This is a genomic window from Niallia circulans NBRC 13626, assembly GCF_001591585.1.
In the GTDB taxonomy this organism is placed as follows: domain Bacteria; phylum Bacillota; class Bacilli; order Bacillales; family Cytobacillaceae; genus Niallia; species Niallia circulans.
Window position 1 is genome coordinate 23,884 of record NZ_BCVE01000030.1, and the last position, 21,426, is coordinate 45,309.

A 21,426-nucleotide genomic window follows, 5' to 3' on the forward strand; every position below is an offset into this window, starting at 1 on the left:
AATTATACGATTTTTATCGGCATCATCGTATAACTGTTCGGTTTCAGAGCGACTGAAATCCTTTATACACTAGTCTTTTATATCCGTCTTCTATTGTAGAATTTTTCTCATTCCTAAACTACTTGATAGACTAGCTTATAGACTTCTTACCATATTTTTTTATACTTAATAAATAAAAGGCCGTGAATATTAGCAATGACCAAATTATTGAGTATTGTGGACTTGTTTCAAGGATTTGAAATAGACTTGGAATATTTCCTGCCACAGAGTCATCATATGTAAAAAACAAGAAAATCATGATATTATTTGCAGCATGTGCACCAATCGATAATTCTAAGCTTCCTGTTTTCACCGCAATAAATGTTAAGGCAAAACCAGCAAGTAAATAATCTAAACCTACTAAAATGGCCGAATCATTCATTTCAGGATTGGAAAAGTGTAACGATCCAAAAATTAATCCCACTATCAGTGCTAACAAAATGGGATTTTTTATTTTTTTACCAACCAATTGTAACAATAATCCTCTAAATAAAAGTTCTTCTACTGTTGTTTGAATGGGGACAAACAATAGAACCACAAGGAATAAAAAGAAAAATTGGGCGAAAGATACGTTATTCCATGCATAATCGTCAGCATTAAGTAGGAAATCAATTGCTGATGTAAGTAGGAAAAGTCCTGAAAATATAATAAATCCCCAGATTATCTTCTTCCAATTTACTCTGTCTTCTCCCGTAATTAATGTTCGAAATTTTCGTTTGTGAATAAATCTTACTCCAATCCATAGACCAATTAAAGCGACAATATAAATAATATGTGTCATTAATAAACTAACTGTACCGTTTCCGCCCATCACCATGCCGGTATCTAAATCAATATAGGTGGCTTCGTTCCCATCTAGTTCTACGCGTATGAATTCTACAATAAAATAGACGATAGAACCAGCAATCATAAAACCAACAGCTAATAAAATAGACGCTAAATAACGCGGCCAGCTATTTTTTCCTTCTTTTATATTCAAATAATGTCTCAAGCGACTTTCTCCTTTTATAGATTATTTTCCCCTTGAAAGTGCCTCTTCCAAATGGAAGTTGGCTCTTATTTCACCTATTTTTTCTTTTCTAGCATTCAAAACTGGTGCATGTACATATCTAGCTAAATTTGTAAATAGGTTCTCTTCTTTATATCCTAGTTGATTTAACACTTCCATTGCAGCGACATTTACAGCACGTGTTCCGCCATCTTCCACCTTAATGGCAATTCCGATTCCTTCTTGGATAAGTCCCATACATTGAACAGCCTCTGCACCTGCTTTCGATACAATTCGCCCCTTATAAGCTTTCATTAGGTCTGTATCAAACCTATTTGTTCCTCCAACCATTTCTGGAAACTCCATCATGCTATCCCTAATTCGTTTTACTATATCTATTCGGTTTACCGACTTAATAGAATCAGGGTTTGCTAATCTAGCATAGCCAAGTGCTGCATTATAGAGGGGCAATTGATGTACTGGCACCCCGCAGCCATCTACACTCAGCTTTATTTTTTCTTTCGGAAAATCACATATTGTTTCAATTGCTTCCAATATACGCTGTTGATGAGGATGCTCTACCTCCCGATATGTGGCAATGTCCTCCTTCATATGAATCGCCGCAGCAAGCATACCTGCATGCTTACCAGAACAATTACTGTATACGGGGGTGACGTCTTTGCCCTTTCGCAGCAGTTCCTTATACCTTTCTAAATTCCATGGAGTATGTGTACCACATTGCAAGTCATCTTCTTGAATCCCCAATCTTTCTAATAAGCGCAGGATTGTCTCCTGATGAAATGACTCCCCAGCATGAGAAGCACACGCAATTGCAATTTCAGCATTATCATAAGAAAAGGAATCTGCCGCTCCTGTCTCTATAAGTGGAATGGCTTGAAAGGGTTTCATGGAGGATCTAGGAAAGGTCATTCTCTCCGGATCCCCATAGAAATATAGTAATCTACCATCTTTGTCTACAACAGCTACATGAATAGAATGGCTGCTTTCAAGATATTGTCCACGGTAGACCTGTATAGGCTTCATCACTTTCATCTACTCCTTTTCCAGTTCTATCTTGAATGATGCTATTAACTCATAGAACTTCGTGTCTAGAAATTTTCTTTTAACGCTTCATACTGAAATCCTTGTTTTTGATAGTTCTGTCTTTGATACATCTCTCTCGGAGTATCTTCTCCATCTGCCAGCAAAATAATTGTCTTATTAGGAAATAAATCCATGATCTGTCTTTGCATGCGAGCAGCAATCCCTTTGCGCTGATATTCTTCAATTACAAAGATTCCGTCAATTTCAACCGTTTTATCTGCAATAATTACTTCTAAAGCACCAGCTGCTTGCCCTTTATAGTAAGCAATGACTTGTAAAAATTGCGGATTTTTGAAATTTTCCCGATAGATTTCCGTCTTCCCTTTTGCATAATCTATACCATATTCTAAGTCTTGATTATATTCTAATTGTAAATAATCCTCAAAATCCTCTTCTGTTACACTCTGAATAAGTATGTCCTCGCTAGGATATAAAACCGGAAATTCGTGAGGATCAATGGCATAAAGCTCAGTCATTCCTACTTCATAATGAAGATTTTGCACAATATGCTCCAATAACTCCTTCGTGAATTTCTCATTTTCTGGAAAAACAAATTTAAGATGTTTCTGACCAGTTTTTTGATGAAATGTTTTTAAATAATTTTCCACTAGCTCAAATTCCTGAATAGAGGGCATCTTTTTAAATTGGATATAGTTACTGTCATATTGAAGCAGCATTTCCTCATTATGAACATGGAACCAATCGCTACGCTCTTTTATTCGTTTTCCTTCTTTATGAATGTTCTTATAGGTTACTTTTTCCATGATGTTTCTCCTACCCTTTCCAATAACTTCTTACCATTTTATATCTATAATAAACGATTCATTCTTATAAATCAGTAGATTAATAGAAAAAAATGACATTAAGCAAATTTAAACAAAATAGGACTGCCCATCTTTGGAACAGTCCTGCGCCTCTGAAATAGAATATTTAAATTGCTTTCGCATCTTCCCTTGTTTCTCTCCATAGAATTACTTCATTCCCCGTTTCATTATATTGTACTTTTTGGAAAATTTGCATCATCATTAAGATTCCTCTTCCTCTTTCCTCCAACACAATATCACTCATAAGCTTTTCCGTACCATACCTTTCGATATCATGAAATTTCTTCTTCACATCAAATCCATTGCCGTGATCCTTGATTCGCATATCAAGTGTATTCTGGTTATACTGCAGCTCTAATATAACGGGATAATTACCATGTTCTATTGCATTATTAACAGCTTCTCCTATTCCAACACTCAGCAAAAAATCCTCATCCAATAAATCTCTAAATTCTTTATTCAGCTTTTCTTTCCATTCTTTTTCCGTATGATCTTGTATTACTATTGTTTGATAAGTAATAAGCCCACTCATAAGCTGCCCCCCCAATTTAAAAAAGCACAAACTCCTTATTAAATCGACAAAATAGTAGAATAGCTTCATTTGAAATAAATGAAACACCAATGGAATAAAACGGATGTTAAACTTATATGGAAGCGGGAATCTTAAATTGCCGGTTGCTTGCTGCTGGAGTTATACATTCTTTAAAATTTATTTAAAGATTTGTTTTTGAATAAAAAAAAGCTAACTAAACAAGCATGTTTGGTTAGCCGGTTGCGCTAGTAGCTCATAATCAACAAAGCGCCCAAATAAGTTGATTAATCATAGCTTTCTACCTTTACATTTCCCTTACTATCTATAGGATTTTTAAATTATATAGTATTATATACCCATATCATTTAAACATAAACCTAATGTTAAGAAATCTCTTTTTAATTTCGATAATTTTTTTAAAATTCCTCTAATTCCATAGAAAATATCTGGAAAAGAAAAAAACTCGAGCAATCATCCGAAATTTTCTTTTCGCATGATTGCTCGAGTTTAACTTTAAATAGGATGCTCATAAACTCTTATTTTATCTTTATTTCATATTTTCTATTTCTATACTGAATCATGACACACTCTTGTGCTAGACTAACGATAGGCTGAAAAGAAATCTCCTCTACTCCTCTATCCGTTCCGAGAATACTTGAAACCAATAAATGCTTTCCAGGTGCTAAACGCGACGTTAATGTCGGCAATACTGTTTTCGAATAGAGTAGATTGGTATTAGGCTCAGGTATTATTAAGTCTGCTTTACGTTTTCCATCGATGTCAATAATCCCTGTAGTTCCTACTTCCGATGGGTAAAAAAGACTATGTTCATCTTTCGTTACATAAGCAGCCCCTTCAGTTACAGGTGCAGAAAATCCACCTTCTGCTGTCTCTAGCTCTCTATTTGTATGAATGCGATGAATGCGAACATGCCAAGGAGTTAAAGGAATTAGATACGTATCAATTATTACATCCTTCCAAGGCTTCCATGTAGATACAATATAATCATCATGTATTTCATACGACTCACAGCCACTACGACTTCTATAGCGATTATCACATTCAGACAGTGCCAGACAATTGTCAAATGCTCCTTGCTTTAATAAAACATTCCCTTTAGGTACACTAAAGCCAAAAGTGGTGGAATACACAAGTTTTTCATATTTTGCATCCGCGTGGGCGTGTTCATGAGAATGCTGTCCGGAAGTGAAAGCTTGCACTTCTTTTCCTTCAGAATCATGGCGAATGATCATCCTTGGACTTTTTTGCACGCTTTTCTCCAGGAACTTTACTGGTTCTTCCTCTGCCTGCCAAAAAGGATGATTCTCTGGAAGAGCTAACAGCAGAAATGTCTTTAGAGCCCAATAAGGAGAACCTGGAGCATTATAGCCTTCCGCCATATTTAAGTTTTGGTAACCATAGCCAATCGTTAAAAGACCTTCCGGAGAAAAAATCGACTGCTTAAACCAATACCGTAAATTATTTAATACTAACTTTTTAATTTGTCCCCAAGGCAATGCTTCTACATCTGCAAATGCCAATGCAGCCCAAAAGGAGGATTGTGCAAATCGATAGGTTAAACTTCTGCCAAATGGAATAGCAGATCCGTCTGAAGAAAACCATTCTTTAAAATCTTGAGCAAACTGAATAGCCCTCTCCTTATAAATCGCTGCCCTTTCTTGATCTTCATCCTCCATCACTTTTGCATAAATTAATCCGTAATAATGCATGGCAAAAGGAATATAGTAATCAATTTGATTCTTATATCCATCAAAATACCAACCGTTTTCTAAATAATATTGATCTAATTGTTGAAGATCTGCTTCTAATTTTTCTAAACTATAAATTCTACCGCATTTTTTTAATGCTATGTTTACTAATACGCGGAAAAATAACCAGTTATTATTCGGGATTGTATGTTCATTGATTTGATACAGCCAATTAGCTAAGTTTTCCTTTTGCACTGTTGATAGACTATCCCAGAAATCAACTTTACAGTGAATAAGCGTACAAGAAAGTGCTGCCATTTCAACAAATCGTTGATCATACTCTCCGGTAATCCCCCAATAAGAATCACTTGTTGGCGTTGTTCCCTCTATCATCCCTTTTACTAATTGTTGTTTTATTGCTGGATATTTATTAGGTGTTACAGAAAATAATGGCCCCCAGCCCCAAAAGGGACGCAAAAACGCTTCTAATTCTCTTGTTTTTTGCCCATATACGGAGCCATTTGTACCAAGATTCAATAAACCAGCCTTCTGTTCATTCCCTATTTTAAATAAGGGTTCGTATAAGTCATATAAAGCACGTTCTAAATCCTCTCTTGTTTTTAATGGATTCTTTTTTACTTTCACATTATATTGATTCAACCGATCCATCTCCTAAAGGACATTTTCTTACTCCTTTCAATCTTACTGCCAGAATAATACTCCCTTTTGTCGCAATAAATTTAGTCCCTCCACAAAATAATAATCCCCATAAATTAATGGGACGTCTATATTTTTTTGCTCGGGAAAGTGACTTGTTCCGTGTCCTAATAATCCTTCCTCTTCTTTATCTGCATGAGTAGCACAAGTTATATATAAGGTTTTTAATAAAGATGCGCCTGCTTCCTGATAAACCGGCTTTTCAAAGTCGGCTACCAGTGTTCCAAGCAGGAGTAAGCCACAGGCTGCAATGGATCCTGCTGATGAATCAGGATAATGGTATTTGGTTTCGCCATCTTCAGGGATGCGAAAATCCCAAGCAGGACATTCATTAGAACGAAGATTAGAAAGAAAAAAGTGGGAAACTGATTTTGCTGCATGTAAAAATGCGCTCTTACTTGTATGTAAGTAGGATAGTGTCAGGCCATACAAAGCCCAGGCAGTTCCCCTTGACCATGCACTATCTGGTGCATAGCCTTGACCACCAAGCTTATCTACTACTTCTCCAGTTTCTGGATTAAAAACAACAATATGATGTACAGAACCATCTGGTCGAATAAAATGTTTCAAGACCGTTTCGGCATGCTTTTCTGCAGCTATTTTAAACCGTGGATCTCCCGTTTCTGCTGTAGCCCAGTATAGCAGCGGAAGGTTCATCATACAATCAATGATTGCGACACCGCGATTATCATCCTTCTTAGACCATGCATTCCATGCACGAATATAATTACCTTGGACATTAAATCTTCCTAATAATAAATTGGCTGCTAATAATCCTCTTCTTCTTGATTCTTTATTGCCCGTAAGTTTATAGTTTGCTAGACTTGTCAACGTCCACATAAATCCCATATCATGATCTAATTTCTCTGAATCTGACAATAAATAATCCAGTTTTTCTTCACACTGTTCTGCTGTTTTTCTAAGTGCTTCCACTTTATTATCTTGATATACTTGCCATAAAACCCCTGGCCAAAAACCAGCCGTCCACCATTCCGGACTTTCTAATACATATCTTTTCTCTATACTGGCATGGGGGAAATTAGCACCAATCGTTTCATTATTCCGTACCGTTTTCTCTATGACAAACCCCCACGCTTCATCCACCCATTGCTCCTTTTTACTCATCTAATCACCCAACTCCTTCCAATAGTTTTCTAATACACACAAAAAGAAAAGGCTTTCATTTTTTTAAAAAATATCCAGCCTTTCTTTTTAAAAAGTAATGATATAATCATTATATGGAGTCTATATTCCCTCAACAAGGCATTATTTTTACTACTTTTCCAAATAATTTTACTCGTATTGCCTTCTTAGCTAACTTTCCCACTTCTATATTCTATTGGTGTTGTACCAGCATATGTTTTAAATAATTTTATAAAATAGCTCTGATTATCATAGCCCAGTCGTTCGCAAATTTTCCCAACCGATTCATCTGTTTGTTCTAACAGTTCCTTTGCACGATTAATTTTCATCCGTGTTACATATTCCACAAATGTTTCTCCTACTTCCTTTTTAAACAATCTACTAAAGTAACTAGGATTTAAGAATAAATAACTAGAAATTTCATCTAATGTGATTTTTCGCTCTAAATTTATCGCGACAAATTTAAAAGCTTCAATAATCTCTTTTCTTTTCGTCTGATCATTCGTTTCATGATAATGAATGATTTTCTCAAAATAATGCTTAAGCCAGTCCTTTAATTGATACATATACTCCATCAAAAAAATCTCTTGATGTTTGGATTCAAAGCAATATTCTCCCGAAAAGTATTGGAGCGCTTGTAACTTGACATTTAAATCCAATAATAATTTCCAAAACCAATCCTTTACTACTTCAGGTGGAAATTCGTTTTCCATGATATAGATCGTCCATTTATGGATGAAATTACTTATTTGCTCCACCTTTTTATTCAGAACAATCATTCTCATCTCTGTTGCTGCTTCATCATACTTAGCAAATAATTCCTCCGTATTCTTTACAGACTCCTTTAGAGATGACACAGTTCTTGGGAGCATATAAAACAGCTGCTGTCGATTATTTAACAATCTGTTAACTGTGTTTTGATAGTCAAATAAGCTTTCAGATGTTTCACCAATAATGGATGAACTGTGAATATTTAATCCTTTGTCAATCGAAAGCTGAATCATTTTCAACGTTTCTTTTGCATTTGATAAAGCGTTCATCTGGTATCCTAAGTCTCTTGGAAAAAAGATAAAAACCCTATTGGAATGATTAAGAAAGTGAACAGCTAAAGGATTTAGTCTTTCTAATAATTCACCCACAATATTAGAAACTGCAAAATATAGGGTTTCTTCTGGAAATAAATCTAAAGGATGATGATGGATTGATAACAGTGTTACAATATATCCTTTGTCCGCTATTAAGCCAAATTTTTTTCGATCACTTTCCCATTCAGCTTCCTTTTTATAATAGCCATTATTTATTAATCTTTTTATGAATGCAGTCTTTTCTTTTTCGATATTTTTATGAAGGATATGCTGTAATTTTTGTTCTTTTTGTTTATTATTTTGCATGGTGTCGAGTTGTATTTTAAATTTCTGAAGTAATTCATATAGCTCTTCTAGTTCAAATGTATCCTTTACTAAATAATCGCTGACCTGTAATTTAAGTGCTTCTCGGGCATAATTAAATTCTGTATGGCAGGATAACAAAGCAACTTGCAAGCTTCCATTCATCGACTTCAGTTTTCTTGTTAATTCAATTCCATTCATCTTAGGCATGCCAATATCAGAAATTAGCACATCAGGCATTGATTCTGCTGCCTTTTCTAAGGCACTTAGTCCATTATCATGGGTACTCATCACTTCAAAGCCAAGGCTTTTCCAGTCAATTGTTTTCGTCAATAGCTCTAATACCGGATAGTCATCATCTACAAGCATCACTTTATACATTCTTTTTTCCACCTTTCATTGGGATTTTCAAAATGACTTTTGTGCCATTTCCAAGTTCGCTTAAAATATCCATATTAAAAGCTGGTCCAAAGGTAATTGATAATCTTTCATAGACATTGGCTAAGCCTAACGACGAGAATCCTTTCACTTGCTGCTTTCTTTGCGGATTCTCCAGTGATGCGGCCTGAAAAGTTTTTTTCTTTAATTGTTCTAAATTCTCTTTGTTCATTCCTAGACCATTATCTTCAATCGTAATGATTAACATCTCATTTACTATCGCTGCATGGATTAAGATTAATCCATCAGACTGATTAAATCCATGAATAATCGAGTTTTCAATAATAGGCTGGAGAATAAACCTTGGAATTTCAAATGAATAAGCATCTGGATCGACATCCATCTCTAAGGAAACTTTTCGATTTTGTCTCCTATTCATAATGTGCACAAAATCGACTAGAATTTCTATTTCCTCTAAAAATGTGATTATTTCTTTATTCTTATCAATAGTTATGCGCAGTAACTTTGTAAGAGATGTGATCATATTAGCACTTTCTTTGTCTCCCCTTATCATTACCTTCATGCGAATGGAATTTAATACATTAAACAAAAAGTGAGGATTTATTTGCGCTTGCAGCATCGCAAATTCTGCTTTTCTTTTCCTAGCTTCCGTTTCCGTTATTTCTTCAATTTTTGTATTAATATGGTCTAGCATCAGATTAATTGATTTACTTAGCCTGCCTATTTCATCCTTCCCTTTAATTTTTGAACGGACAATCAAATTACCTGCCTGAACTTTATCAGCCAGTTCTGCTAAATATTCCAGTGGTTTCGTAATAGTTTTCATTGAATAGGTAAGTAAAAGCAAGAAAAGTATAAATGATAGTACTTGTATAAGAAATACTTTCTGAAATATCCCATTTATTTTATTTATCGATTGTTCATACGGAATAAATGACACTAATCTCCAATTTGAAAAAGATAAAGAACGTTCGGTGACGATATATTCGTTATCTTTCATTTTCAGAACTTCTGATCCATCTCGATTGAATAACTTAGACCGATAGGTGAAAACACTTCCTATTTTCTCGTCATCACTATGCGACAAGATTTTACCAGATGGATTAAGCATCATGACATCGTTATATCCATCCATTTTATTAAATACTTCACTTAGTTTATTTTCCATGATGGTGACAACGACATATCCATAGATTTGGATGCCCTCATCCCTTAAGGTGCGGACAATTGAAATTTGATAAGGATTATTCTTTTTTTCCAATTCAAAAATCGTTGGCTGGGATTCAATCCAAGTAGATTCATATCCAACCGCTTCTTCGATGTCTTCATACCACTTTTCTTTAAATAAATCTCTTGGATCAAATTCAGCGATATTATAGTTTGTGAAGTATTTCCTATTTTTCAATAATATGGTGACATAGGATTTCTCTCCTACTAGTGTGATATTCTCAATGGTACGGTTTATTTCATTTTCCAATAGATATTGATCATAGCCATCCTTGTCAGCAGCACTTTTCGCTAATCCTTTTAACACCGTATTCATTTTCGGATCAAGCTGCACGAAGTTAGCAACATAAAGCATATCGCTAAATAGCTTTTCTATATATTCACTTGTAATATTCAGCTCTCTATTCGCATTAGAAAGTGCCTGTTCCTTCACTGTATTTTTTGTCATATAATTATAAATTAAAAGCGAGATAACTGCTGGAATAACCAAGCTGATGATAGAAATTAAAAGGACCTTATAACGAAAAGAACGGGGAGTCCACATATTTTTTAACCAAATAAGCAATATGTTTCCTCCCCTCATCTTGTTTTTTTATTTATTGCTATCGATTAATTCTTGTACTCTTTCATTTGTCACCTTTATTGTTTCATCGATATCTTGTTCATCAAAAATTAATTTTTCATATTCTTCATTCACTACTTTGTAAATTTCAGCCTGATAAGATACTGGTGATACTAGTTTAGAAGATTTCGCATTTGAAAGAACATTCGTTAAAGATTCTTTGTCCACCTTTTCTGGGTTTAGCGTATCAGCCAATATATTGTCAATTATTTCTCCAAATTGATCATTACTTACATTATTCCAAGATGGAATATTTTTTCCTTGTAAAATTTGTCCTTCCGTTGTATACCAACGAATAAATTTATAGGCTTCTTCTTTATGTTCTGAGTTATTGGCGACTGCCATAAAGTCAGTAGTTACCGGAGTATATCCTCCTTCTGCGTCACTCGTGTTCTTTGGATAAGGAGCAACTGCGACGTTAAACTCCAATGGGAATTGGTCCGTTCCCCCCAATTCTGTATTCATCCAGCTGCCAATTAGTACTGTACTAGCATCCTGGTTAAAAAATTGATTTCGATAATGAAGTTTTTGAGACATGATATCGGTATACGGGACAGCTGATTTATCGACTTTTTCCATTTGATAGCGTATTTCCAGTGTCTTCTTAAAGAGCGGATTTTCAAGATTGGAGCTGCCATCTTCTTTAATAAATTCTGTATTTTCTGCTTCACTTGCTAATGCTAGTTTCATAAATTCTAACCATCCGCCATTTTGCGGACCAAAGAAAAATGTTCCATAATGATCATCCGTTGTTAATTCTTTCGCATACGTTTGAAATTCATCCCATGTCCAATCTGTCGGAACTTCTAAGCCTGCTTTATCTAAATGGTCTTTATTTAATAAAACATACCATGGATTAAATTTACCTGGTAAAGCATAATATTTATCACCAATTTTGGTATCTACTTTATATTCATCCGTGACTGTGTAGCCCTCTTTTTCAATAAATTCATCAATGGGAGCCACCATTCCCATACTCACACGCTGTGCATAGCTTGCTGTATCACTAAACATTAGTACATCTAGCTGTTCACCAGAAGCAGCAGCTAAATCTAGCTTTTTTATTGCCTCTTGTGTATCGCCCTTTTCACTTAAGATGACTAAATCCACATTTATATCTGGATTTGCCTCTTCAAAAGCTGCAATTGTCTTTTTCCAGTTATAAGATGCTTCATTACCATGGGTGTGGAATTTAATTGTTACTTTTCCATCTTCATTGCCAGAAGCTTTTTCTGATTCTCCACTACTGCATGCTGTCATGACTAAAGTAAGAATGAAAACAAAAATTGATAGCTTCCAAAATTTTCTTTGCATCTGTTTATTCCCCCTACGTATTATATCATGTAAACCCTTACAGGAATAGATTAACAGAAGTTCCCATGTTACCAATAAAAATAATTTTACTTATCCGGCAACAATTTTTACTTTTAATTTTAACACTGTAGGAGGAATACAATTTTCTACTTCGCTCTATTAACTTTGAAACCTCCCTTCCTGTAATTTAGTTATTCTTATTTCAGCCATCTTCGTAAAGATCGGATTAGAGAAATATAAAAGAATAGTAGCGAGTCCACTACCTATAAAAAGCAAACCAGCACCTGAAAATACTACGCCTAAAAAAAGCATCGTAAAGACACCGATGATCATGGACAACGTATGGAGTGGATGAGTACATGCAAGCAGAAAGGCTACTTTAAAATATTGAAAAAGCTTCAATTCATAATGAACATATACAGGAAACAGATAGAGCAACGTCAATAAGAAAAGAAACACTCCGCCAACTAACATTCCTATTAATCCAACATTTATTGATCCTTTTAGCGACGCGATGATTTTCCAATCGATATAAAGGAACATGATAAAAGCAAACACAACTGCTCCTAATTTATTTGCTTTACCGAATTCTTGCTTAAATGTCTGCCAATACGTGTGCAATACTGGAATATCTGTTTCCTTTTGAAGCCATTTACGAATAATAGTCATCATTGCTACAGTAGAAGGGAAAAGGCCCCCAATAAAGAGGCCCATCGCACTGAAAATAATCCAAAGTAAATTAATATAAGCTAATCTCGTAATCCATTGACAGACATCATATACCTTTCCAGACCATCCTCCAATTTCTGCTTTCATGAATCAATCCCCCATCTCATCCTATAACTTAATCTAAATGAAACACTTCCTCCAACTTATGTGACACAGGACTATAATCTTCATTCGTCTCCATAATTGGCGCCATGTACTTCCACCATTTTCTGCATATTGCCGTTTGGGATATCGCATCATATGCCGCCTCGTCCTCTACTTCTAAATAAGCAAATAACACTTGGGATTCATGATGAAGGTAAATGGAATAATTGGAAGCGCCATGTTGCTTCAGCGCCTCTTCCATTTCTGGCCAAAGCTCATCATGCCTCTTTTTGTATTCGTTTTCATATCCAGGTTTAATAAACATAATCGATGCTAATCTTTTCATTGTATCTCCTCCTATTTTTCAGAACTAAATTCAAATTCTAGATATACACGAAAATTCCTGCTTAATTTCTTAAGAGAGAGATCAAGTAATAGCACTTCTTCTCCTTTATTAAAATGGTTAACAAACGAATCTCTTTGTATACTTACCTCATAGTAATTGGAATCAAAATAAATATGGATGCAAGATTCTCCTTTGATACTTATTCCACCATCAAATCTTTCAACCGAAACATTGGGCAATATAAAGCGTTCAATGATGGATTTTGGCTCTTCAGAAAACTTAAAAATGTCTTCCACGATTAATTTTGGAAACTCTGTTTTAATCCAGGTGAATTTCCGCGAGACATTTAATAGAGATGGATCTCTATAAGCTTTTGTCATATCCAATTCAAACAAATCTCTCTTTCTATCAGAATTGGCAGTGACTAACCGAGCATAACTGGCTTTTCCTGCTTCTTGGTAAGAATGATTGATAATAGGGACGGAATGGCCTTTCGAACTATTACATAAATAAGTGTATCTATTCTCATTAAAATAGTCCTTCGTATATAAGCCACTTCCCAAATCCTGCAGCATAGTTGTCTTATTGGCTTGAAGGATAAAATGTCCGATATCATTATGATTATGCGGCTCATTGTTGCTTCCCCCTTTAGCTGCAAAAGTAAAAGACCCTGCATTTGATTGAACTCTAGAGATTAACCACTGGGAGTCCTCAGAAATAAACGTTCCTTCTTCCCATTTGCTTGGTGATAACGACGAATCAAACCATAATAACGCGCGGATGGCTGGTGCCCATCTGCTGCAATGATCATCTTGATAACGCGCATATAATGAACGTTCTGGAACGATAACATCCTCATACTGATTTGCTAAGAAATGACTCATCCCTATATGTACTTTTGCTTTGGGCGGTGCATCAGAAAAATTCACCACTAAATCCTCCTCTAAAAACGATCGTTGTTGAAAAAGGGCAATTTGGTGAACTTTTTTCTGCATAAACAAGTTAATCATTCCATCCGATCTCTGGTTTATTAGGTCGGCAAAATAGGAATAAAATCCATATCCATATTGCCAATATAAATATCCTTCCATACATATTCCGTCTTCTGTAAAACCATTTAAATAACTTTCCATTACAGGGAGAACTTTTTCTAAAATAAGCGCAAGTTCTTTGGAATCTTGGATTAAATGGATGGCAGCTGAACCGATAGAACCCCCACAAACAGCAGCCCAATTATGGGTTTCTGTTTCCCATTTGAAATTCCCTTCGAGAAAAGGAATAAACGTACGATTATATACCTCTTCATAAATTCTTTTCCCTATTAATGGATCTAAATATTCTTTTGTCAGTGTATATATTTCACTTAATGCAAAGGCTGTTTCAGCTGAAAATAAGTCAATTGTATAAGTAGAATCTTGTTTTTCTGTAAGTGAATATAACTGACCACAATCAGTTTCTGGACTATTTATAAGATGAGCAGGTAAACACCATGAGAATTCATTACAAATAGACCAAATAATATCTTGCAGTACTTTACGAAATTCTTCCTTCTCTGGTTCAAGAAGTAACATGATTGCATATGTATTCAATTTTCTTCTTTTCCGAAAATATGCTGTTTCATATTCTATTCGAGTACCTGTTGTTCCATATAACTGAAACAAAGAATACGGCAGTTCTTCATCATTTATTTTTTCTTGTTGAATCTGCTTTAATGTCTCTCTTACTTGTTTTAGAATATCAGCAAAATCAGCATTACGTTGAATGGATTTCCACCATGCTTTTTTGACTTCAACATTTGGAAAAAACAAAGAATAATTCCCATTTAGCTTCTCCAGCAACTCTTCGAAAGTCAATAATAACCCCTCCCTTTAGCCTTTTACTCCCCCTAACGCTATCCCCTCAATTACTTGTTTCTGCCCAATAATAAATACGATTACGAGCGGTAAAATAGCTGAGACTGCTGCAGCCATAATCAAGGAGTAAAATTCGCCATTGATTGTCGTAAACTTCTGCATTGCAAGCTGTATCGTCAATAAATGATCCGAGCGAAGGAAGATTAATGGGTTTTGATAATCATTCCATGTCCAAATAAATCGAAGGATGGCATAGGTGGCTATGGCTGGCTTTACAATCGGAAGAACGACTCGCCAGAAAATCTTCCAGTGTCCAGCTCCATCGATTTTTGCAGCTTCAACAAGCTCATTCGAAACGCCCATAAAAAACTGTCTAAGCATAAAAGTACCAAGCACACTAAAGCTTCCTAATAAGATTAACCCTAAATGACTGTCAAATAGCCCGATTTTACGGTAAATAATAAATTGCGGTACTAAAATTGCCTGTGCAGGTACCATGTAAGTAGCTAATACAATTAAAAACAAGAAATTACCTAGCCGAAAATTCACTTTTGAAAAACCATAGGCTGCCAGCGCAGAAACAGTTACTGAAATAGCAGTAGTACATACTGTCACTTTTATGGTATTCCAATAATAAATGTAGAATGGATTTTCCCCAAACCAAACTTCTCTATAATTGTTGAAACCATTCCATCTTTCTGGAATCCACTGTATGGGAAATTTAAAAACGTCTGCTTCTATCTTAAATGATGTAGAAAGCATCCACACAAACGGAAGAAGAAACATAATACTTATCATTAACATGACGACTGTCATTATCGCTTTATTTATTGATAGTGATTTAAGCATCCGCAAACCCTCCTTAATAATTCACCCATTTTTTCTGTCCTAACCATTGAATGAGTGTAATAGCAAAAACAATAAAGAATAAAATAACGGCCATTGCAGAAGCGTGACCTATATCTAAATTAACAAAAGCAGTATCGTATAGGTTCCATACAATCATGCTTGTAGCGTGCATTGGTCCTCCTTTTGTTAAAACAGATATTAAATCAAATACTTTAAAGGTTGAAATAATACCAGTAATCAACAAGAAAAAAGTAGTCGGTGAAACCATTGGTAGCGTAATGTTCTTAAATTTCACCCATGCGCTTGCTCCATCAATATCAGCGGCTTCATATAGGTCTCGTGGAATAGACTGCAGTGCAGCTAAATAAATGATCATATTAAAACCAATCGAAATCCAAATTTGTATAAACATAATGGAAACTAATGCAAAGCTTGGATCTGCAATCCATTTGGGAGGATTATCAATGCCGAGTGACATAAGCACTTGATTAATCGGGCCTAAAGATGGGTGAAACAATACTTGCCATACTACTGCAATTGCCACCACACTTGAGATATACGGCATAAAGAATGCTACTTTAAAATAACTCTTAAAATAAACATTTCGATCGATTGCAATAGCTAGAAACAAAGAAATAATCATACAAATTGGTACCGTTAACATAAAAATAGCATTGTTCATTAAAGAGCGTATAAATATCTTATCTTGAAATAAATCAACAAAATTTTGTAATCCTACCCATTTCAATTGCGAAATATTAGTAATAAAACTCCAATCCGCAAGACTTAAAATGAAGGTTGCAACAATTGGCAGTAAGACAAGGATGGAAACACCAATTAACATTGGTGAAACAAACGCAATCCCCGCCCAGTTTTCATTTTTCACATTTTTACTTTGCCGTTTTTTCTTAGCTGGCTTTACTATATCTGAAGTCTTAACCTCTGTGCTAGCACTCATGGTACTCACCTCTATCATCTTATTTTCTTTCATTATAGTAAAAATGATAGCACTTACATTAACGTTATTTTGCTCTATACAGAGACAATATTTACTTCTTTCATTTGGTTTGTAACAATGGAGGGTGTTATCATGAGGATGAATGAAGGTATAAAGAAAAGGTTGGTTTGTGACAAATTTATAATGGTCGTCTCCTTTGCAGCAAAAAAAGAGGAAAAACCATTCCAGTTGATTTTTTCCTCTTTTCGTCTTTTTCTACTCCGTTACTCGGAATTTCAGTTTTGTTTCAGCATGATATGTTTCTCCTGGCTTTAAAACAACGGATGGAAATTGAGGATGATTGACTGCATCGGGAAGCCCCTGCGTCTCCAAGCATACCCCTAAATACTTTTTAGCTATTACCCCATTGAAACGATATTGATCCTCTAACATATTCCCTGTATAAAGAACGACTGCAGGCTGATTTGTAATTAACGACATTTCCCGTCCACTTTCTCGATCTCGCAAAATAGCAGAATGAGAGCCGTTTTCTGCAAACACAAGTGGATGATCGTATCCATTTCCTACTATTCTATTTTGTTCAAAATCATTGTCCTTTCCTTCTTTCAATGCCTTGCCTTCTGCAAAATCAAATGGAGTGTTATTTGTTGGAATCATTTTTCCGGTCGGAATAAAATCTTCCCTAAGCTCTAGAAAGCGATCGACATCTGCAATCAGCTCGTGCTCTAAAATATCTCTTTTGTTATTACCGCTTAAATTAAAATAAGAATGGTTAGTTACGGTAACAGGTGTTTCTTTATCCGTTTTCCCGCTATAAGATAAGATTATTTCATTATCATTTGTTAATAGATAATCTACAGTTAAGTCAAAATTACCTGGATATCCTTCTTCTCCGTCTGGACTATGATATGTATAACGGATGCCTATTGCATCATCCTTTTCTACTATTGAAGATGCAAAGACTACTTCACTCCATCCTATATTTCCGCCATGCAAATGATTAGGAGGGGTATTGGTATTCAAGCGGTACTCTTTTCCATTAAGTTCAAATTTTCCTTCTTTAATTCTTCCGGCAACTCTTCCTACAATGGCACCTAAATATGGCCCTTTATTTTCTCGATACTCTTCTAATGTTTCAAAACCAAGCACTACATTTTCCTTGTTTCCTTCTTTATCAGGTACGATTATCTTCGTAATAATGCAGCCATAATTCATACTAGAAAAACTCATTCCGTTATTATTTGTAAAAGTAAATTCCGTTACATCTGCTCCATTTACTTCTCCCATTGATCTTTTGCTGTAATTCATATGAACCTCTCCTCTTTAAGTATATTCTCTACATCTTTCCTATTACTCAAATGAATATCTTTACCCTAAAATCTAAATCTGAAATCGCCTTCATTTCACTTTTCAAAAAAAATTTCATGACATTAGTAGTATCTAATGTAGTTTGTTTAACATATTAACTATTCTATTTATCTATTTTACTTTATTTTATCAAACTTGATAATATCTTTTTTTACTAGGAAGACAGAATTTCACAAAAAAAAGCTGCCAACACCTCTGGTTGTTAACAGCTTTCTACTATTATTAATGGACTCTTACGGCGAATGTTTCATATGGCTTTAACTGTAATTTCGAAAAGTCAGCATGCTGTCGGTGATAGTTGCTAATGATGATATCCTCACTCTCGCCAAACACAGGCATATTTAGACTTCTTTCTTGCGCACTAAAGTTAGCAATTACAATCCATGTCTCTCCTTCAAACTTGCGAGTATAGGCAAAAATTTCTTCTTCTGTATCTTCGATTAATTCGAAATCTCCCCATACAATGATTGGGTTATCCTTTCTTAATTGAATCAAAGATTGATAGCAATAAAAGACAGAATTAGGATCTTCTAAATTATTTTTCACATTTATCTCCGTATAGTTGGGATTTACATGAAGCCAAGGTGTCCCTGTGGTAAAACCGCCATTTTCCGTATCATCCCATTGAAGAGGCGTTCTTGCATTGTCTCTACCTTTTACATTAATAGAATGAAGAATCTCCTCTTTCGTATATCCTTTTGCTAATCGCTCATGATACATATTAATGCTTTCAATATCATTTACTTGACTAATATCTGTGATCGGGCAATTGGTCATACCGATTTCTTCACCTTGATAGATGTAAGGTGTTCCTTTCATTAAATGCAAGAGAATGGCAAACATTTTTGCACTTTCTACCCGATATTCTTTATCATTCCCCCAACGCGAAACAATCCTTGGTAAATCATGATTATTCCAGAATAAGCTGTTCCAGCCCTCATTTCCAAGCGAAGTCTGCCATTTAGCAAGAATGGTTTTTAATTGATTGATTTCTAATGGCTTGAGATCCCATTTTTGTTTGCCTTCTTGCTTATCTAAACCAATATGCTCAAACTGAAAGACCATCGAAAGCTCTTTTCTAGCTGGATTGGAATATAATTTAGCAATCTCCGGTGTTGCTCCCCATGTTTCTCCTACTGTTAAAACATCATAATTGCCAAACGATTTTTCATTCATTTCTCGGATATAATCATGAAGCTTTGGACCATTTCCAGTAATACCGATATCAGGTTGTTTTCCTACTAAATCAATCACGTCCATTCGGAAGCCGCCGATTCCTTTGTCTAACCAATAGTTCATCATTTTCCAAACTTCTTCTCGGACTTTTTTATTTTCCCAGTTTAAATCTGGTTGTCTTTTACTAAATAAATGTAAGAAATATTGGCCGCTTTCTTCATCATATTCCCAAGCAGAACCACTAAAAGTGGATTTTAAATCATTGGGAGCTTCGCCATTTACTGGGTCACGCCAAATATAATAATCGCGGTATGGATTGTCTTTTCCTTTTTTTGCTTCTATAAACCACTTATGTTCATCGGATGTATGATTGACTACTAAATCCATGACAATTTTAATTCCTTTTTCATTCGCCGCAGCAATTAATTCATCCATGTCTGCCATTGTGCCAAACTCATCCATAATATCTTGATAATCACTAATGTCATAGCCATTATCATCATTTGGTGATTTATATACAGGGCTTAGCCAAATTACATCAATGCCTAGCTTTTGCAAATAATCCAAACGATTAATGATTCCTCTTATATCGCCAATTCCATCCCCATTACTATCTTGAAAGCTTCTTGGATAAATTTGATATACAACCGATGTTTGCCACCATTTCTTTTCCATTTCGTTACCCACTTTCTATTCATTATTCGTCTAAGCGTAAACGTTTACGTTTAACTTAAAAAAATTTAATGCTTCCAATGTTTTACTGATGCTCTTTCTACTATATTAAATGGAAGCATTTCTGTTTTTACTGCTGCCTTTTGCTGAATTGCCTCGATTATTTTGAAACAGCCCTTCTCTCCCATTAATCGGAATGGCTGCTCAATGGCCGTTAAGGGTGGTACAGCCATTTCCGCAACTCTCGTATTATCGTAACCTATGACGGAAAGGTCCTCTGGTATTTTTATCCCTAATTCATAAGCCGCTGAAATGATGCCAAGTGCTACCTCATCACTTACACAAAATACTGCTGTAATTCCACTCTTTTCAGTACGAAAAGCATAAAGGGCTTCTTTTCCTGCCGTAAAACTATAGTCTCCTGCTTTTATGTCGTTAGCAGAAAAGCTTAATCCATGATCTTTTAATGCTTTTTTATATCCTTCGATTCTTGGAGTCCCAGCTACTCGATCGGAGTAATCAACACCTGCCAAGCCGATTTTTCGATGACCATGATTTATTAGATACTTTGTAGCAGCATAAGCAGCTTCATAATCATCTACTTTTATAAATGGTATTTGTTTATTCGGTGTATCTGTTGACAATAACACATATGGAATACTCAATGATTCAATAGCTTGAATTTGGTCTTCCATTAATGGAATGGATACAATAACAAGCCCATCCACTTTTCTTTCTTCCAGCATCTTCAAGCAATGAATTAAACGATTACCTTTAACTCCTGCATGAGATAAAATAACACTAAAACCTTGTTTTTGTGCCACCTTCTCTATTCCATTAACAATATCTGCATAAAAAATGGTTGATACACTCGGCATTATAATACCAATTAAATTACTAGATTTTTTTACTAAGCTTCTCGCCATTTCATTTCTTCGGTAACCTAGTTCTTCTGCGATTTGGAGGATTTTCTTCTTTGTCTCTTCGTTATAACCACCTGCTCCATTTAAAACTCGCGAAACAGTTGCTGTAGACACCTTTGCAGCATTTGCTATATCTTTTATCGTTATCGTCATTTTTTTCATCCTTTACGTAAACGTTTACGTTGCTTCCAATATAACATAAAAATATACTGCTTACAACACCCGAATGATTAAGAAATAGTTAGTTTGATAGCAGGGATTATTCTTTTTCTATTATGTAGTCAGTTAAACAGATCGGTAAATTTATGCAAGACAACGCTATCTATATAAAACCTTGATTAATATTTTATTCTCAGATATATCTTCGTGAAAGGACAGTGAAATACACTGAACAAAACTATATAAAATCAACGACAAAACAATAAGGATACGGAAAAGCACAATAAAAAACCACCTCAAAAG

At 35.1% G+C, this 21,426-nt stretch carries 17 protein-coding genes and 1 riboswitch; all 17 genes read right to left on the reverse strand.

Annotation, left to right across the window (positions count from 1 at the left end; genetic code table 11):
- Window positions 1-130: 130 nt before the first annotated feature.
- The 17 genes from BCI01S_RS22795 to BCI01S_RS22875 all read right to left on the reverse strand — a co-directional run bounded on the left by BCI01S_RS22795 (window position 131) and on the right by BCI01S_RS22875 (window position 21,117).
- Entirely contained in the window at window positions 131-1,030 is a 900-nt protein-coding gene (locus BCI01S_RS22795) for a CPBP family intramembrane glutamic endopeptidase (RefSeq protein ID WP_047941606.1), read from the reverse strand.
- A 21-nt stretch (window positions 1,031-1,051) separates the two neighbouring features.
- On the reverse strand, window positions 1,052-2,071 hold the full coding sequence (locus BCI01S_RS22800; protein WP_235844561.1) for an asparaginase: 1,020 nt from the start codon (window positions 2,069-2,071) through the stop codon (window positions 1,052-1,054).
- Window positions 2,072-2,136: 65 nt separating this feature from the next.
- Complete coding sequence (locus tag BCI01S_RS22805) at window positions 2,137-2,895, reverse strand: GNAT family N-acetyltransferase (protein WP_061801180.1); 759 nt, start codon at window positions 2,893-2,895, stop codon at window positions 2,137-2,139.
- A 166-nt stretch (window positions 2,896-3,061) separates the two neighbouring features.
- A complete protein-coding gene (locus BCI01S_RS22810) occupies window positions 3,062-3,487 on the reverse strand; it encodes an ATP-binding protein (protein WP_047941603.1) in 426 nt (141 codons plus the stop codon).
- Window positions 3,488-3,713: 226 nt separating this feature from the next.
- Window positions 3,714-3,795, reverse strand: a riboswitch (cyclic di-GMP riboswitch).
- Between the two features lie 228 nt (window positions 3,796-4,023).
- Entirely contained in the window at window positions 4,024-5,856 is a 1,833-nt protein-coding gene (locus BCI01S_RS22815; RefSeq protein WP_167555747.1) for a DUF2264 domain-containing protein, read from the reverse strand.
- Window positions 5,857-5,898: 42 nt separating this feature from the next.
- Window positions 5,899-7,038, reverse strand: coding sequence for a glycoside hydrolase family 88 protein (locus tag BCI01S_RS22820; RefSeq protein ID WP_047941601.1), 1,140 nt, complete (start codon window positions 7,036-7,038; stop codon window positions 5,899-5,901).
- A 185-nt stretch (window positions 7,039-7,223) separates the two neighbouring features.
- Window positions 7,224-8,825 (reverse strand): response regulator transcription factor, encoded by a 1,602-nt coding sequence (locus BCI01S_RS22825; protein WP_061801182.1) that lies wholly within the window; start codon window positions 8,823-8,825, stop codon window positions 7,224-7,226.
- Complete coding sequence (locus tag BCI01S_RS22830) at window positions 8,818-10,635, reverse strand: cache domain-containing sensor histidine kinase (RefSeq protein WP_161798390.1); 1,818 nt, start codon at window positions 10,633-10,635, stop codon at window positions 8,818-8,820. The genes BCI01S_RS22825 and BCI01S_RS22830 overlap by 8 nt, the downstream gene beginning before the upstream one ends.
- A 27-nt stretch (window positions 10,636-10,662) precedes the next feature.
- Entirely contained in the window at window positions 10,663-12,006 is a 1,344-nt protein-coding gene (locus BCI01S_RS22835) for an ABC transporter substrate-binding protein (protein WP_047941599.1), read from the reverse strand.
- 159 nt (window positions 12,007-12,165) lie between these two features.
- Complete coding sequence (locus BCI01S_RS22840) at window positions 12,166-12,822, reverse strand: YesL family protein (RefSeq protein ID WP_061801183.1); 657 nt, start codon at window positions 12,820-12,822, stop codon at window positions 12,166-12,168.
- Window positions 12,823-12,850: 28 nt separating this feature from the next.
- Window positions 12,851-13,165 (reverse strand): L-rhamnose mutarotase, encoded by a 315-nt coding sequence (rhaM, locus tag BCI01S_RS22845; RefSeq protein WP_047941597.1) that lies wholly within the window; start codon window positions 13,163-13,165, stop codon window positions 12,851-12,853.
- A gap of 11 nt (window positions 13,166-13,176) precedes the next feature.
- A complete protein-coding gene (locus tag BCI01S_RS22850) occupies window positions 13,177-15,018 on the reverse strand; it encodes a heparinase II/III domain-containing protein (protein WP_053215634.1) in 1,842 nt (613 codons plus the stop codon).
- Between the two features lie 15 nt (window positions 15,019-15,033).
- A complete protein-coding gene (locus BCI01S_RS22855; protein WP_047941596.1) occupies window positions 15,034-15,867 on the reverse strand; it encodes a carbohydrate ABC transporter permease in 834 nt (277 codons plus the stop codon).
- A 13-nt stretch (window positions 15,868-15,880) separates the two neighbouring features.
- Entirely contained in the window at window positions 15,881-16,825 is a 945-nt protein-coding gene (locus tag BCI01S_RS22860) for a carbohydrate ABC transporter permease (protein WP_047941595.1), read from the reverse strand.
- Between the two features lie 255 nt (window positions 16,826-17,080).
- On the reverse strand, window positions 17,081-18,133 hold the full coding sequence (locus tag BCI01S_RS22865; RefSeq protein WP_047941594.1) for an aldose epimerase family protein: 1,053 nt from the start codon (window positions 18,131-18,133) through the stop codon (window positions 17,081-17,083).
- Between the two features lie 282 nt (window positions 18,134-18,415).
- Window positions 18,416-20,044, reverse strand: a complete 1,629-nt coding sequence (locus tag BCI01S_RS22870) for a glycoside hydrolase family 13 protein (RefSeq protein ID WP_047941593.1) — start codon at window positions 20,042-20,044, stop codon at window positions 18,416-18,418.
- A 65-nt stretch (window positions 20,045-20,109) separates the two neighbouring features.
- Window positions 20,110-21,117, reverse strand: a complete 1,008-nt coding sequence (locus BCI01S_RS22875; RefSeq protein WP_061801184.1) for a LacI family DNA-binding transcriptional regulator — start codon at window positions 21,115-21,117, stop codon at window positions 20,110-20,112.
- Window positions 21,118-21,426: the final 309 nt, after the last annotated feature.

Excerpts from the sequence above, each read along its gene's own strand:
- BCI01S_RS22800 (WP_235844561.1), bottom strand. The coding sequence starts at position 2,071 with ATGAAGCCTATACAGGTCTACCGTGGACAATATCTTGAAAGCAGCCAT.
- BCI01S_RS22805 (WP_061801180.1), bottom strand. The coding sequence starts at position 2,895 with ATGGAAAAAGTAACCTATAAGAACATTCATAAAGAAGGAAAACGAATA.
- BCI01S_RS22810 (WP_047941603.1), bottom strand. The coding sequence starts at position 3,487 with ATGAGTGGGCTTATTACTTATCAAACAATAGTAATACAAGATCATACG.
- BCI01S_RS22820 (WP_047941601.1), bottom strand. The coding sequence starts at position 7,038 with ATGAGTAAAAAGGAGCAATGGGTGGATGAAGCGTGGGGGTTTGTCATA.
- BCI01S_RS22825 (WP_061801182.1), bottom strand. The coding sequence starts at position 8,825 with ATGTATAAAGTGATGCTTGTAGATGATGACTATCCGGTATTAGAGCTA.
- BCI01S_RS22835 (WP_047941599.1), bottom strand. The coding sequence starts at position 12,006 with ATGCAAAGAAAATTTTGGAAGCTATCAATTTTTGTTTTCATTCTTACT.
- BCI01S_RS22840 (WP_061801183.1), bottom strand. The coding sequence starts at position 12,822 with ATGAAAGCAGAAATTGGAGGATGGTCTGGAAAGGTATATGATGTCTGT.
- rhaM (WP_047941597.1), bottom strand. The coding sequence starts at position 13,165 with ATGAAAAGATTAGCATCGATTATGTTTATTAAACCTGGATATGAAAAC.
- BCI01S_RS22855 (WP_047941596.1), bottom strand. The coding sequence starts at position 15,867 with ATGCTTAAATCACTATCAATAAATAAAGCGATAATGACAGTCGTCATG.
- BCI01S_RS22860 (WP_047941595.1), bottom strand. The coding sequence starts at position 16,825 with ATGAGTGCTAGCACAGAGGTTAAGACTTCAGATATAGTAAAGCCAGCT.
- BCI01S_RS22865 (WP_047941594.1), bottom strand. The coding sequence starts at position 18,133 with ATGAATTACAGCAAAAGATCAATGGGAGAAGTAAATGGAGCAGATGTA.
- BCI01S_RS22870 (WP_047941593.1), bottom strand. The coding sequence starts at position 20,044 with ATGGAAAAGAAATGGTGGCAAACATCGGTTGTATATCAAATTTATCCA.
- BCI01S_RS22875 (WP_061801184.1), bottom strand. The coding sequence starts at position 21,117 with ATGACGATAACGATAAAAGATATAGCAAATGCTGCAAAGGTGTCTACA.